12 protein-coding genes are annotated in these 15,155 nt (G+C 33.8%); 6 read left to right on the top strand and 6 right to left on the bottom strand.

From position 1 onward, the window contains the following. Nucleotides 1-50: 50 nt before the first annotated feature. Both B3C18_RS11650 and B3C18_RS11645 read right to left on the bottom strand, forming a co-directional pair. Entirely contained in the window at nucleotides 51-3,698 is a 3,648-nt protein-coding gene (locus B3C18_RS11650) for a PAS domain-containing sensor histidine kinase (protein WP_291146834.1), read from the bottom strand. 10 nt (nucleotides 3,699-3,708) lie between these two features. Continuing rightward, nucleotides 3,709-4,158: a response regulator gene (locus B3C18_RS11645; RefSeq protein WP_291146832.1), complete on the bottom strand. Its 450-nt coding sequence runs from the start codon at nucleotides 4,156-4,158 to the stop codon at nucleotides 3,709-3,711. Nucleotides 4,159-4,691: 533 nt separating this feature from the next. Between B3C18_RS11645 and B3C18_RS11640 the strand changes: the two genes are divergently transcribed. After that, nucleotides 4,692-6,128, top strand: a complete 1,437-nt coding sequence (locus B3C18_RS11640) for a glycosyltransferase (RefSeq protein ID WP_053473951.1) — start codon at nucleotides 4,692-4,694, stop codon at nucleotides 6,126-6,128. Between the two features lie 589 nt (nucleotides 6,129-6,717). On the opposite strand, the gene B3C18_RS11635 is transcribed toward B3C18_RS11640, so the two are convergent. The 3 genes from B3C18_RS11635 to B3C18_RS11625 form a co-directional block, all read right to left on the bottom strand. Next, nucleotides 6,718-7,101, bottom strand: a complete 384-nt coding sequence (locus B3C18_RS11635; RefSeq protein ID WP_291146829.1) for a DUF5367 family protein — start codon at nucleotides 7,099-7,101, stop codon at nucleotides 6,718-6,720. 4 nt (nucleotides 7,102-7,105) lie between these two features. Beyond that, on the bottom strand, nucleotides 7,106-7,936 hold the full coding sequence (locus B3C18_RS11630) for an NmrA family transcriptional regulator (RefSeq protein WP_291146827.1): 831 nt from the start codon (nucleotides 7,934-7,936) through the stop codon (nucleotides 7,106-7,108). A gap of 73 nt (nucleotides 7,937-8,009) precedes the next feature. Beyond that, a complete protein-coding gene (locus tag B3C18_RS11625; protein ID WP_235992045.1) occupies nucleotides 8,010-8,918 on the bottom strand; it encodes a helix-turn-helix domain-containing protein in 909 nt (302 codons plus the stop codon). Between the two features lie 95 nt (nucleotides 8,919-9,013). Between B3C18_RS11625 and B3C18_RS11620 the strand changes: the two genes are divergently transcribed. The 5 genes from B3C18_RS11620 (at nucleotide 9,014) to B3C18_RS11600 (ending at nucleotide 14,403) form a co-directional block, all read left to right on the top strand. Beyond that, nucleotides 9,014-9,439 carry an NUDIX domain-containing protein gene (locus B3C18_RS11620; RefSeq protein ID WP_291146823.1) on the top strand — a complete coding sequence of 142 codons (426 nt, stop codon included), beginning with the start codon at nucleotides 9,014-9,016 and terminating at the stop codon, nucleotides 9,437-9,439. 144 nt (nucleotides 9,440-9,583) lie between these two features. Next, a complete protein-coding gene (locus B3C18_RS11615; protein WP_291146821.1) occupies nucleotides 9,584-10,165 on the top strand; it encodes a TetR/AcrR family transcriptional regulator in 582 nt (193 codons plus the stop codon). Nucleotides 10,166-10,230: 65 nt separating this feature from the next. Further along, on the top strand, nucleotides 10,231-11,421 hold the full coding sequence (locus B3C18_RS11610; RefSeq protein WP_291146819.1) for an MFS transporter: 1,191 nt from the start codon (nucleotides 10,231-10,233) through the stop codon (nucleotides 11,419-11,421). A gap of 408 nt (nucleotides 11,422-11,829) precedes the next feature. Next, nucleotides 11,830-13,695 carry a T9SS type A sorting domain-containing protein gene (locus tag B3C18_RS11605; protein WP_291146816.1) on the top strand — a complete coding sequence of 622 codons (1,866 nt, stop codon included), beginning with the start codon at nucleotides 11,830-11,832 and terminating at the stop codon, nucleotides 13,693-13,695. 72 nt (nucleotides 13,696-13,767) lie between these two features. Beyond that, the gene (locus B3C18_RS11600; RefSeq protein WP_291146814.1) at nucleotides 13,768-14,403 is read left to right on the top strand and encodes a carbohydrate-binding family 9-like protein; all 636 of its coding nucleotides are present in this window, start codon (nucleotides 13,768-13,770) and stop codon (nucleotides 14,401-14,403) included. 281 nt (nucleotides 14,404-14,684) lie between these two features. Here the strand turns inward: B3C18_RS11600 and B3C18_RS11595 are convergent. Beyond that, nucleotides 14,685-15,155, bottom strand: a 471-nt coding sequence (locus tag B3C18_RS11595) for a substrate-binding domain-containing protein (RefSeq protein WP_291146812.1), incomplete at its 5' end; no start/stop codon positions are given.

The raw sequence follows: 15,155 nt of genomic DNA, 5'->3' as shown, positions 1-15,155 counted from the left end.
AATGACTTAGTAAAGTTGTTTCCGTTTTTTTATGAATTGTAGCTGAAGAATTATTCCAGCGGAATATAAATATCAAAAGAAGCGCCTTTATTTTGTTCGCCTTTTGCCGTAATGAATCCGTTATGGTTTTCAACGATTTTTTTTACGATTGCCAGACCAATTCCGGTTCCGGTGTAATGATCTCTTCCGTGTAAACGCTGGAAAACATCAAAGATTTTTTTGCTGTATTGCGGTTCAAAACCAATTCCGTTGTCGAGAATATTAATATGACAATAACGGGTTTCTTTCGCTAAAGCTTGTTCCTGAAAATGGGAACCTTTTGCAATTTCGCTGTTAATTTTTATTATAGCCGGAATATCGGGTTTTGAAAACTTAAGTGAATTGCTGATTAAATTATAAAGCAGCTGTCTAAACTGAAACGGAATAATATTTATTTCACCAACATCATTGTTTTCAATCACGGCATTTTTCTGTTCCAGTTCTTCTTTAAGATCTTCTCTTACTTCATCAATGATTTTAGAAAGATTCGTTTTTTCAAATATTCGTTCCTGAATATTCGTTCTCGAATACGAAAGCAAATCATTAATTAAAGTCTGCATACGCTGCGCTGCGTTTTGCATTCTTTTGAATTTATCCTTTCCGGAATCTGATAAATTTTCAAATTCCTTATCCAAAATCTGCGAAGCAAAAGTTTGAATTTTCCGAAGCGGTTCCTGCAAATCGTGACTTGAAATATAAGCAAAAGACTGAAGCTCTTTGTTCATATGTTCCAGCTCGGCATTTTTTTGTTCCAGTTCCAGGGCATTCAGTTTAATTTTATCGTCGGCTCTTTTTTTCTCCGTTAAATCGTGTGTAACTTTCGAAAAACCAATCACTTCATTATTCTTATTATGAATCGCTGTAATGACAACACTTGCCCAAAATAAACTTCCGTTTTTACGCACGCGCCAGCCTTGTTGTACCGCACGGCCTTTTTCTCTGGCTAATTCAAGTAATGTATTGGGCAGATTATTTTTTTGATCTTCGGCTGTATAGAAAATGCCAAAATGTTTTCCGGTTATTTCTTGTGCTTTGTACCCTTTAATTTTTTCGGCTCCCACATTCCAGTTTTCAACAATTCCCTTATGGTTTAAATACAAGATCGCGTAATCCTGAACTTCTTCGACCATTAAATGATAACGTTCTTCACTTTTTTTAAGCGATTCATACATCTGGCTCAACTCTCTGGTTCTTGCCGTAAACTGTTGTTCAAGTTCGTGTGTAAAAGCTTTTTCGGTATGAATATCGGTAAAAGCACCAACCCATTTAATGATTTTATTATCATCATCCAGAACAGGTTCACCAATAACGGCGTGCCATCTGTAGCTTCCGTCTTTTCTTAAAACCCTTACATCAGTTCTGTAAACTTGTCCGGTTTCTAAACTATGCGTCCAGATTTTAATATTTTCCTCATAATCATCAGGATGAATCATCGCTTTCCATTCTGCTTCTCCGGCAGGTCTTATTCCTGTATATTCTTCCCATTTTCCAGAAGTAAATAAAGCATTTCCTTTTTCATCAGTTTCCCATATTAACTGCGGAATACTTTCTGTTAAAGAGCGGAAACGTTTTTCACTTTCTTCAATTTTTTTTCGGGTTTCAACTTTTTCCGTTACATCAATTATTGTGGCTCTAATTCCAGAAATACTGTTGTCTGTTTCGTATATTGGAGCATATTCAAAATCAATATAAAACAACTGTTCGCCATTGTTTCCATTAATAAATATCGGCGATTCAATTTCAGAATGTGTTTCTCCTGTGGTGAAAACTTCGTTTAATAATTGACTGTATTTTTGAGTGAGAAGTTCCGGGAAAATATCAAATAATTTTTTACCCTGAACATCACTTTCTTTTTTGTTCCAAATAGTTTCAAGCAAAGCTAAATTGGCAATTTCAACAACCATTTCCCTGCCTTTCAAAATGGCTTTTGGAACAGGAGACTGCATAACGAGATTACGGAATCTTTTTTCGCTTTGTTCTAATTCCTGCTGATGTTTTTTCTCGGCTGTAATATCTCTAATTGTTCCAATTAATTTCTCAGGATTATTATTTTCATCGTAAAAAACTTTGCCTTTCCCTTCAATCCAGTGAATCGATTTATCATGCCATATGGTTCGTACTTCATAATGAAGCGCTCCCAGAGTAAGTGCATCTTTAAAACCTTTGTTTCGAATATGCATATCATCCGGATGCAAATGCTGCAGCAATTGTTCGTGCGATAACATAATTTCTTCGGTATAACCGCCAATAATTTCAAGATATCGTTGAGAATAACGTGGTTCCCGTGTTTTTACATTCAATTCCCAGGTTCCTAGTTCGCTGGCTTCAACAATAATATTTAAGCGTTCTTCGTTTTGTTCAATTTTTTTACGGGCTTCGACTTTTTCGGTTACTTCAGTTACCGTCACGATTATACCTGAAATTTCACCATTTTCTTCTCTTAAAGGATGGTAAAGAAAATCGAAATACCAAATACCTAATTTTCCATGTCTGTTTAAAGGAATCTGAACTTCATTACCATGATACGGAATACCAGTTGCTAAAACATTTTTTAATAAGGAGTCAACTGTATCTTTAACTTCGGGCAGAGAATCAAATAAAGGTTTGCCCACAAAATCTTCTTCTTCTCGTGCAACAAGTTTAAGATAAGCTTCATTTGCAGATTCGACAATATAATTCGGACCGCGAAGAATAGTAATTCCAAGCGGCGCCTGTTTTACCGTATCACGGAAACGTTTGTCTGCAATTTCAATTTTTTTAGAGGCAAGATGCAAATCAGTAACTTCAGCAGCCGTATTCATAACCGCATATACATTTCCGTTTGTATCAAAAAGTGGCGTAAAACTATAATTGAAATAAAAAGTTTCGAGCTCATTATTTATCGTGATATCAATTTGAGCGTTTTTATTATGAAAAGATTTTCCAGTTTTTAAAACGCCTTGAACCTGTTCAAAAACCAATTGATTATCAAGTTCCGGCAGAATTTCGCGATAGGACTTTCCAATTACATCATCGCCTTTTCCCCAAACTTTTATGATAGAATCATTAGCGAGTTCAATGCGCATTTCTTCACCCACATAAACCGCAATAGGAAAAGGAGCATTTTCAACCAACTGTCTTATTTTTTGTTCGCTTTCCTGAAGTTTGGAACGCGCTTCAACCTGATCGATAACTTCTTTTTTCTTTGCCGTGGTTTCAACAACGGTTACTAAAACGCCGCCAACTTCGCCATTTTCAATTCGTATGGGCGAATAAGAAAAATCAAAATAACAACTTTCTACAACTCCGTTTTTGTTCAAGGGAACAACAAAATCAGGAAAAGAAATAGATTTTCCCTGCATAGCTTCTTCAAACATTGGCTCTGTAATGTTCCAGATTTCTGAGAAAGTATCTTTAGGAGAAGTTCCAAGAGCCTGCGGATGTTTTTCAGAACCAATAATTTTTAAAAAGGCATCATTGTATAACTGCGTAAAATCTTTTCCCCAGGCAATGTACATTCCAAAAGGATTATTAAGCATAACAGAAGTTACGGTTCGCAGACTTTGAGGCCAGTTTTCAGGATCACCTAAAGGAGTTTTGCTCCAGTCTTTAGACCGAATTAATTCTCCCATTTCACCGCCATCGGCTAGAAAATAATGTCCCTTATGTTCTTGGCTCATTCAAAATAAATTAGGGTTGAATTATATAATGCGCTCTTTCAGGCTGTTTAAAATTATTTTGAGAAGCTGCAATAAGTGCATTTTCAATAACGGTTTTTAGTTTTGAAAAATCACCGGGTTTTCGAATATAAAATGTAGCGCCCATATCGTAGGTCACATCTACAATTTTGGTATCAAGAGAAGTTGAAAATATAATAATGGGGAAATCTTTTAGTCTTTCAATCTGTCTGATTTCTGTCAGGCATTCAGATCCATTTTTTTTAGGCATATTCAAATCCAAAAAAAGAACATCAGGAAGAGGCTCTCCAGATTTCTCGTCTAAAAAATTCATTAACTGAACTCCGTCATTTACAGTTACAAGAGTTGTTGCAAGCGACAGTTCATCAAGAGCTTCTTCAAAGAAAGAGCAGTCATCATCATCGTCGTCAGCAAGTAAAATTTTGTAAATCTGTTGGTTCATGCAGTATAAAATATTAAAAAAATAGAATCAAAAATGAATTGTTTCCCGCTAAGATAAAATTAATTTTCGCAGGAAAATTACTTAAATACACATAAAATTAACTCATTTAAATTAAAATCTGAAAAGATTCTCTCTTAATAATTCGTACTAAAATATTTTTGTAAGTAAAAGTTTTCATTTTGAAAAAACGGGCCTCCAATTTTAAAAAGTATCAAAACCAAATACAATTTTTGAATTAAGGATGCGTTTTTATATTCTGCGACACTTCTTCGCAGTTGCAAAAATCCCTTATTTTACTGCTGTTTACACACAAAAAACTGTATAAACATTCTACAAAGTGTAAAAATATTACACACCTCATTTTATGTAATAATTCGTAAACCGCTTAAATTCAGTTTAAAACCTAAATGGCACAACGCTTGCAAATTGGGAACATGTCACTCTTTAATTTTTTTGGTGTTTACTTAAGAAAAATGCAAAGAAAGACCATTTGATAAAAGCCATTTTAGAGAATTAATACAAACAAACAGGACATGGAAAGCGAAACAATTATTTCAAAACAATTTTATGCAGGAGGCGATATCAGTAGCGAAGTAATCAGCCCATCTATTTTTAAAATAAACAACAACTCAACCAAAACACATATAGAAAGACCAAAAAGCCTTTTTGGTTTTATGGTTCTTGCCGCAACATTTTTATTATTAATTGCAGGATCTCTTTTAGTTGTTCAATTGCAGCCCGATTTTGATCAGCTGCATTTAGAAAGATTAAACTCAACTGGAGGAATCATTTTTCTAGCTATTACCGTAGCCTTATTCCTTTTTAAAGGCGGAATGTTTTTGTACAATGTAGTTTTGTATTTCAAATACAAACCAATCGAATCTGTATCAGATGAATTACTGCCAACTTGTACCGTAATTGTTCCGGCTTACAACGAAGGAAAATTAGTGTATGAAACTTTAATGAGTCTGGCCGAAAGTGATTTTCCGGCTCATAAATTAGAGCTTCTGGCAATCGACGATGGAAGTAAAGACGATACCTGGTACTGGATTCAACAAGCAAAATTAAAATTGGGAGACCGTGTTTCTATTTTTCAACAGCCGCAAAACAAAGGAAAACGTCACGCTTTATACCGTGGATTTAATTTAGGAAAAGGAGAAATCTTCGTAACTGTTGACTCAGATTCAATCGTTAAAAAAGATACTTTAAGAAACTTGGTAAGTCCGTTTGTAGTGGACGAAAAATGCGGAGCCGTTGCAGGAAACGTTCAGGTTTTAAACAACGAAAAAGCAATTTTACCAAAAATGCTAAACGTAAGTTTTGTAATGAGTTTTGAATTCATGCGTTCTGCCGAAAGTGCATTAGGTTCTGTACTTTGTACTCCGGGAGCTTTAGCAGCTTACAAAAGAACTGCCGTTTTTGCTTGTTTGCCAGAATGGATTGACCAGACTTTTATGGGACAGCCGTCTGACATTGGTGAAGACCGTGCCATGACAAACATGATTTTAAAACAAGGACATCACGTATTATTTCAGCGTAATGCCTATGTTTTAACAAACGTTCCCGAAGATTATACTGGATTATACAAAATGTTTATAAGATGGGGAAGAAGCAATGTTCGTGAAAACATTATGATGGCAAAATATGTTTGGAAAGATTTTAGGAAAGAATCTAAAGTTGGAGCAAGACTTTTGTATACAGAACAATTTATAAGAATATTAATGACTTATCCGTTTTTTATATTTATGATCTATTTTATTGCAGTACATCCGTTATTGTTTATTAGTTCTGCACTTTTAGGAATATTGCTGGTATCAAGCTTTTCAGTTTTATTCTATGCAAAAAGATATTCATTAGGCGAAGCATTTTGGGCCTATTCTTATAGTGTTTTCTATACCTTTTCATTGTTCTGGATTGCGCCATACTCAATTATTACAGTTCGCAAAAAAGGCTGGCTGACACGAGGATAATAAATTCCACTGACTACTATTATATATTAATTCGAAAACTCCTGTTCCACTAAACAGGAGTTTTTTTTGGAAATTAAAAGCATAAATAAGTATAGTCACTACGGGACAATAATCTATTTATAACTTTTTGCTACCAATATTTAATCTCTACGAGATAATCCTTTAGGATTTAAAAATTGTTAGCAAAAAGGAAGTCTCAGGATAAAATTACTCAATAAGTATAGTTCCTACGGGACAAAAATTGACATAAATAAATTGATTTCTACCAATATGTAATCTCTCCGAGATATTTTTTTATTACTCCGTTAGGAGTTAAATATTGGTAGTAGTAGTCCCTACGGGACAAAAATTGACATAAATAAATTGATTTCTACCAATATATAATCTCTCCGAGATATTTTTTTGTTACTCCGTTAGGAGTTAAATATTGGTAGTAGAATAATAAAATCTACCAGAAAAAATATCCCGTAGGGATTAAACTTCTTTTAGAGCCAATTTATTTATTAAACTAGCAGCTTGAATTAATTAAAAAACGACAAAAAAATGGAAAGATATAAATGCGATCCTTCCATTTTTTTATTTTCTAAAATTAAACCACACTTTTATTTAGCTTTCGCCAAAGAAAAACAGAAACCGCATTTACAAAAGCCAGAATCCATAAAACAGGACTTGTAAAAAAGCTCTCGTAACTTCGTCCGTTTGGAATTTCTACAAAAGGAACCGTAATAATTATATCCAGAAACAAAGCCGTAAGCGACATTATAATTCCGAGTTTTAAACCGCTCATTTTATATTTTTTCAGATAATAAAACTTCGCCGCGCCAATGGCAAAAAATACAATAGAGATCGCCACAATAACCGACTGCTCAAAAAAGGAATCTTTTACAACGGGAATTTGTTCTAAAATATAAAAGAAAAGACTAACCGCAAACCAAACCAAAATTCCCGAAAATATTGCTCTGATATATTTCATCTTTTTAATTTTCAGGATTCCAAATTCCGGTTTTGGCTGTTTCTTTCGCGTAAGCGTTAAAATCTTTCGCTTTTCTGCCCAAAACTTTTTCAATATCAAAAGTCACACTCGAATTTCTTCCGTCTAAAACCTGTTCAAAAAGATAATTTACCAGCCAAATGTGATCATCAGGAATTTGATACTCTTTCAGCATTTGTGTATATTCTTCTAAACTTAAACTTTGAAAAGAAATATTTCTGCCGCTTGCATTGGCAATTTCATTAACCGCATCTTTAAAAGTCAATAATCTTGGTCCCGTTAATTCATACGTTTTTCCGTTGTGATTTTCGTCTAGAAGTGCAGCCGTAACAACATCGGCAATATCATCGGCATCTGTAAAAGGTTCAAGTGCTTCGGCTCTTGGTAAAGCAACAATTCCATAAAGGATTGGATCTAAAAAGAAACTTTCGCTAAAGTTTTGGTTGAACCAGCTGGCGCGGATTATGGTCCAGTTTTTGGCATTTTTCTTTACAATTTCCTCGCAAACCTGCGCTTCTTGTTCGCCTCTTCCAGAAAGTAAAACTATTTTTTGAACGCCAGATTTTGTGGCAAGATTGGTGAAATTTTCTATCGCATCTGCAGCAAAAGGAACGGCTAAATCTGGCTGAAAAGTAATGTAAACCGTGTCAATATCTTTTACAACATTTTCCCAGGTATCTGGTTTTTCCCAATCAAATGGAATTTTCTCATTTCGTGAACCTAAACGAAGTTCAACTTCAGCATTGTTTTCTAATCTTGCTGCAACTCTGCTTCCTGTTTTTCCGGTAGAACCCAGAACTAAAATTTTGGTTTTCATATCAATATCGTTTTTAAATGATTACTGATACAAAGTTGCTGAGATTAAAAAACAATCATTTGTCGTAAAAGAATTATGATTTGTTTGAAAAGAATTGCTGTTTTACATCATTTGGGCGCATTCCGAATTTTTTATGAAAAGCATTCGAAAACGAACTCAGACTTTCATAGCCAACTTCCCAAGCCGATTCCTGAACTGTTTTTTCGCTTTCGCGGAGTAATTCATACGCTTTATTCAACCGTTCTTCCTGAACATATTTAAAAACCGGAATCCCGAAAAGTTCTTTAAAATTCTTCTTTAATTTATTACTATTTAAACCCACCATTTGTGATAATTGCGTAATCGAAGGCGGCGTAGAATAATGTGTTGTTACAATTTCCTTAGCCTGAAAAAGTTTGTTTTTATCAATCTCTGATAATTCTGATTTTTTATCAGAAGCTAAAAGTCCGTAGAAATGCGCCAAAAGTTCATTAATCTGACTTTTTAAAAACAGGAAACGCGTGTTTCCGGTATACGATGTATTAAAGATTTTTTGAACTGCCAATTGCATTTCGAGCGTCATATAAAAAGAAGGTCCTTTTACAAAATGTTCTTTCGGATTTAATAACTGCGGTAAATAATTTTCGAAAATCTCCCTTTCAGCCTGCGGAAGCGAATTTAGATTTTTGAGTTTGGTAAAAATGCTGATAGACTGCAAAGGTTTATCAGGCTCAATTTTATGTGAGAATTCGACTTTTTGATTTCCGAAGAAACAAATGGCCAAACCCGTTGTATTCATTAAATATTTCGTCTGATTATTATGCTTGATTTCCAGCTCAACATTGCCAGAACCATAAAAAGCAAAACCCACGGCATCTCCGTCAATTTCACATTTCTGAACTATAGTTTTAGTCGTATTAGATTGCTCTACTAAAACAATACAATCGTGTAATTCTATAATATCGGTTGTCATAATGGAAGCTGAGGTTTGAATAAAAAGCATGAAAAGTTACTATTTATTTTTTAAATAGATATTATTCAACAGCGGGCGATCAATTGCTTATTTTTGTAAAACGACAAGTTGTTAATTAAAACTTTATGAGCGAATTAATTGGATTTAATGTCAGGGTATATGCGTTTTGTGTAAATGACAACAAAGTTTTAGCATTACACGAAAGCTATGCCGGATCAAACATTTGCAAACTGCCGGGCGGCGGACTTGAATTTGGTGAAGGAACAATTGACTGCCTGCACAGAGAATTTCAGGAAGAGCTAAACTTAAAAATTGAAGTTATAAAACATATTTATACACAAGAAAATTTTATAGTTTCCAGAATGAAAGATAACAGACAGATCTTTACTATTTATTATCAGGTTAAGATTCTTAATATGGAAGAATTAGAAGTTCAAATTCCAACTATCGAAAAATTAGAATGGTTTGATATTAATTCAGAGACTAATCCTTTGATACTTCCTACGGATAGAATTGCCTTCGAAAAATTAAAATTAGATTATTTTCTTTAAGAATTGCTTCGTTTTCTCTTTTAAAACAGAAATATAAACCCTTGATTTTGCTTGACTTTTAATGATTTATGAAAAATAAATTAAAAAAAGCTTGCAAATTTAGACCGATCGGTCTAAATTTGCAGTGTCAAAATGAAAAAGATTATGAGTAAAGCAGAACGTACAAAACAGTTTATTATTGAAAAATCGGCTGCGATTATCAATAAAAAAGGAATGGCCGGAACTTCTCTAAGCGACATTATGGAAGCCACAAAATTGGCAAAAGGAGGTATTTACGGAAATTTCGAAAGTAAAGAAGAAATTTGTAAAGAATCGTTTTTGTATTTAAGATCGCAGTTAGCGGCCAAATTAGACAATGCGGTTTCGCAGGGAAAAACAGCAAAAGAAAAGCTTTATAAAGTATTGGCTGTTTATGAAAATAAAGATAACATGATGGACGGCTGTCCAATTTTAAATTTTGGAATTGAAGCAGATGATACAAACCCAGCTATAAAAGAGCAGGTAAAAAGAGCTATTCTCTCAGCGCATAAAAGATATACGGATATAATTGAATTGGGAGTTGAAAACAAAGAACTTTTGGCAGAAATCAACCCTGAAAAATTTGCTATAATGGCATTTTCGATGATAGAAGGTGCTATTTTGTGCCGAAAAGTTTTTGATAACAACAACCAAATGGAAGTTGTTTTAGAAATCTTAAAAAACGAATTTGAAAGATATGTTATCTAACATATTTTTTTTAAAATATTTTAGACCGATTGGTCTATTTTGTAATAAATAAATTAATAATTAGAATGAGAAATTTAAAAGAGGATCACAAAGGATTCAGTACCATATTGGCTTTGGCCTTAATTCCGTTATCAGGATTTGCAACAGATATTTATCTGCCATCGCTTCCGGCAATGACAAAAGATTTAAATGTTTCGGCATCGGCCATTCAGCTTACGTTAGTATTTTTTATGTTCAGCCTCGGCATAAGCCAGATTTTTATTGGCAGTATATTAGACAGTTTCGGACGTTTTAAAATCAGTATTGCATCGCTTGCTGTATTTTCAATAGCCAGTTTTATTATCGCACTCGTTCCGGATATTTATGTAATCTATGCCATGCGTATCATTCAGGGAATCGCCATTGCCTTTATCGTAATTGCAAAACGTGCTTATTTTGTCGATTTATTTAAAGGCGAAAAATTAAAAAGCTACATTAGTTTGTTTTCGATTATTTGGGCCAGCGCGCCTATTATGGCACCATTTTTAGGCGGATATCTGGAACATAGTTTCGGGTGGAAATCTAACTTTTATTTCCTAGGCGGATTGTCGTTGCTTATGTTGCTTTTAGAACTTCGCCATAGCGGAGAAACCATAAAAGAATTCCATCCGTTTAAATTTAAAGCGATTACAAATACGTATTCAAACATGCTGAAATCAGTTGATTTTACTTTAGGATTTGTAATTCTGGGAATCACTTTTGCGATTGTTATCATGTTCAATTTAACCAGTCCGTTTATCATAGAACGTATTTTTGGATATTCGGCCATAACAACAGGTTACAGCGCTTTATTATCTGGATTGTCGGTTATGATTGGCGGAATCACGGCAAAATCTATGATCAAAAAACCTTTGGCAAAAAAAGTGGGAACAGCCATAACCATTCAGCTGATTTTGGCTTTGCTGATGATTTTTACTTCTTCTTTCGAAAGTAATATTTATACTTTGGTCATTTTTACAATGGGACTGAATATCTGCGGTGGTTTTATATACAATATTGTTCTGGGTTATTGTTTAAGCCGATTCTCCAAAAATGCCGGAGTCGCCAGCGGATTAACTGGGGGTGGAGCTTATATGGTAAGTGCTCTTTTTAGCTATAGTTTTGTGAATATATACGCTGTAAAAAGTCAGTTTTTATTAGGATTAGCAAATATTTCTTTATTAGCAATTACGGCTATAGTTTTTATCATTTTTAATAAATACAGATTGAAAAACTAAGCTTCAAAATTAGTATAAAATGATGCCTTTAAAATGGAGATTTTAAAGGCATTTTTTTTGCTTTTAAAATTTAAACTTAATATTATTTGTAGTATAATATTTATTTGTGCTCAAACACATTTAATATTTTGATAAAACGGCTCAAAAATCTGTACTAAAAAACTTTCAAAATATTAAAATTTTGTGTTCGAACACATTTTTTCTAATTATTTTCTTGCAAATTACAATACAATATTTACTTTAGTCAGAAATAAGCTTTTTTATGTTACTCAAAAAGAATAAAATAGAACATTAAATTGATGTTTTTAGTTCTAAAATTGAAATGCAGAAAAGGCGTATTTGAAATAGAAAATATTGCAATATTCTATCTATAATTTTTTTTAGTTGTTAACCCAAAATATCAAAATTATGAAAGTCAAGAAAATTACATTTTTTATTTTAATGTGTTTTGTACAAGGTTTTTCGCAAACCTATGTTTCAACAACAGGAAACGATACAACCGGTACGGGAACCGCTGCGCTGCCGTATAAAACCATTGTAAAAGGAGTTCAGGCTGCGCCGTCTGGAGGAACCGTTTTAGTGCTTTCCGGAACGTATGCCGTTACGGGACCAATATTCGTTGGAAAACCTTTAACGATTCAAAAAAGCGGATCTGGAGCCGTTGTTGTAAACGCTTCAGGATGGACAAGTCCTGATACTTATGTTTTAGGAATTGTAAACACCAGTAATGTTACTATTGATGGTTTGACAATTTCGAACAAAATTGGAAACGGAAGTAAAGGAATCTGGATTTTAGCCAATTCTGGTGCAACAGCCAATTTGAATAACATAACAATCAAAAATTGTATTGTTAAAAATATCGGCTGGATTAGCAATAATCTTTCGGCGATACCTGCAAACAGCGGTATTGTTACCAATGCCATAAAAGTTGATGGAGGAAACGGAACGTATGCCATTACAAACGTAAAAATCGAAACTAATGAAGTTGCAAATTGCGCAACAGGCTGGGGAGAAGCTGTAACTGTAACTGGAAACGTAAACGGGTTTTCGGTTTCTGGAAATACGGTTTATGACATTGCCAATATTGGAATTGTGGCTGCTGGAAATTATTTATCAACCGGAGCGTCAAGCAATAATCAGGCGCGAAACGGTATAATTGCTTCAAACGAAGTTTTTAATTGTATGAGTGCCGTTGCCAATAGCGCAGGTATTTATGTTGACGGTGCTTTAAATTGTACGGTACAAAGAAATGAAGTTTTCAATTGTGGAGTAGGGCTTTCTGTTGGTGCAGAGCAAAATACTTCAACCGGAAACGGAGGTCTTTCTACAGGGCATATTGTAAACAACAATTCGGTTTATAACAATGTTATAACGGGAGCAATTTTTGGAGGTGTTAATGGTTCTGGTTACACGACAAGTGTAGGGAATACCAAAATATTCAATAATACTTTTTACAAAAACAGAACCGGAGCAACGATTAACGGAGTTACTACAATTCAGGGAACTGCAGTTTCTACATTAGCAGATATTTATGGAGGTGAAGTGCATTTTCAAAACAGTTCGGGAATTACATACAAAAACAATATTATGTATGCGACAACGGGTAAAAAAGCATTTTTAGCTTCGTACGGATATACGATTTCAAGTTTTGTTTCGAACTATAATTTATACTACAGAGAAACAAATACAGATTTTATAATTGATTTAACGGGAACAAGTTTTAACGGAAGTTCTACAACCGGATCGTATAATGCGGCGCAGTTTGCCACAGCAACCGGACAAGATGTAAATTCTGTAGTTGGTTTACCAGGATTTACAAACGCTGCTGCTTTTAATTTTACGCTGGCTTCGGGAGCTTTTGCTACTGATAAAGGTGATCCAACGTATAGTAGTACAAATTCGGGAACTTTAGATTTTGATGATGATATTCGAAAAAGAAACGGAAGAATCGATATTGGATGTTCAGAACTTCAGACAGGATCTACCTCCAAAAAAGCAGCAACATTAGAAGTTGCTGAAGAACAAATTGCCCCAAGCTTTTCTGTTTTCCCAAATCCGGCTTCAGATGAAATCAATATTAATTTCGGAAAAAGCGTCAATTCAGCTCATATTATTTTATTGGATTTAAACGGAAGAGAACTTCTAAAACAGGATTTCAGTTCGGTTGAATCAGCAAGAATTAATATTTCCAGTTTGAAGATCAATTCGCAATTAGTAATTCTTCAAATTAATGCCGATAATGAAATAACACACAATAAAATTTACTTAAAATAATACTATTGAGGAGCAGAAGAATTTTTTCTTTTGCTCCTTTCTATTTTTTTCAAAATTCCGTACCTTTTTAGAATGAAAAATTACAATGTAAACCGAATCGAGAAAAACATTTTACAAATAAATGGTTTGGGTGATAATCCTTTTTGGAACAAAGCAGAAACATTAACCGATTTTACTTCGCCCTGGAGTGATTTAGAACCTGAAAAAATCGAATTCAGATCTTTATGGGATACCGAAAATATTTATTTCTGCTATAAGGTTTACGATGCTAACATTCACATTGACAGACAAGACGATTCTATTGACAGCATTGGAGAATCAGACCGAGTTGAGATTTTCTTTCGAACAGATGAAAACCTAAATCCCTATTATTGTTTAGAAATTGATCCTACGCCAAGAGTAATGGATTTTATCGCTTCTCCGAAAAAGAAATTTGATTTTGACTGGAATTGGCCAGAAAATAATCTGTCGGTAAAATCAAGTATAAAAAGCGATCATTTTATTGTAGAATTCTCCATAAGCATTCAATCGCTGAAAAACTTTCACTTAATAAAAGACAACATTATTGAAACCGGAATTTTTAGGGCCAAATACATCAAACAGGAAAATAAATTATTTGAACCAACGTGGATTACGTGGGTAAATCCAAATACAGAAACTCCTAATTTTCATATCGCCAGTTCTTTTGGAAAACTAATTTTAGGCTAGCTACATAAAACATAGCCAGTGGTTTCAACCACTGGAACACAATGAGAGCACAATAAATTATCATAACTCGTTTCCCACGGTTGAAACCGCGGGCTATATTTGCCAATCTTTGGTGGATATTTTAAACACATAGAGACATAGCTTTTCTATGCGTTTAAAAAAGGCGTTTCACTTGCATCAATACACATAGCTATTTGTGGAAACTAGTTTCTTTTATATTCTTTTTTATGAACATTTAAACCTATGTCTCTATGTGTTTAAATAAAATACCCGCAAAGAACCTATAAAAAATAATCCTTAGCGTTCTCCGTATTTACAATATCAATTGGAAGTAATTTTTCAGGACTAATTTCTTTTTCAAAAATAAAATGCTCAATTAAACTTGTCGTTCCTAAATAAGCCTGACGTTTCGGGTTTTGATGAATCAAAAAGTCAATCGTTTTATTGTTCAGATATTCCAGATTATTCTCTAATAAATCATAACCCACAAGCGCAATTTTCTTTTCAGGATTTTTGGCAATAATTTTTGCAACCTGATACGCTTTTGAAGTCGTAACAAAAAGACCTTCAATTTTTGGATTAGCATCTAAGAACTCTTTCAGTGTACTTTTAAACTGCGGATGTTTTACCTTAAAGGTTTTAATTTCGAATTTTTTGCTTTCAAGATTTTCAAAATAATCTCTAAAACCTTTCTCTTTTTCCTGCATGTGAATGGCATTTTCGTAATCTTCATCAATATGAACAATTGCGAT

This window comes from Flavobacterium sp. UBA7680 (assembly GCF_002482975.1).
In the GTDB taxonomy this organism is placed as follows: Bacteria; Bacteroidota; Bacteroidia; order Flavobacteriales; family Flavobacteriaceae; genus Flavobacterium.
The sequence above is the reverse complement of the archived record's forward strand: the minus strand, read 5'-3'. Positions and strand labels throughout refer to the sequence as shown.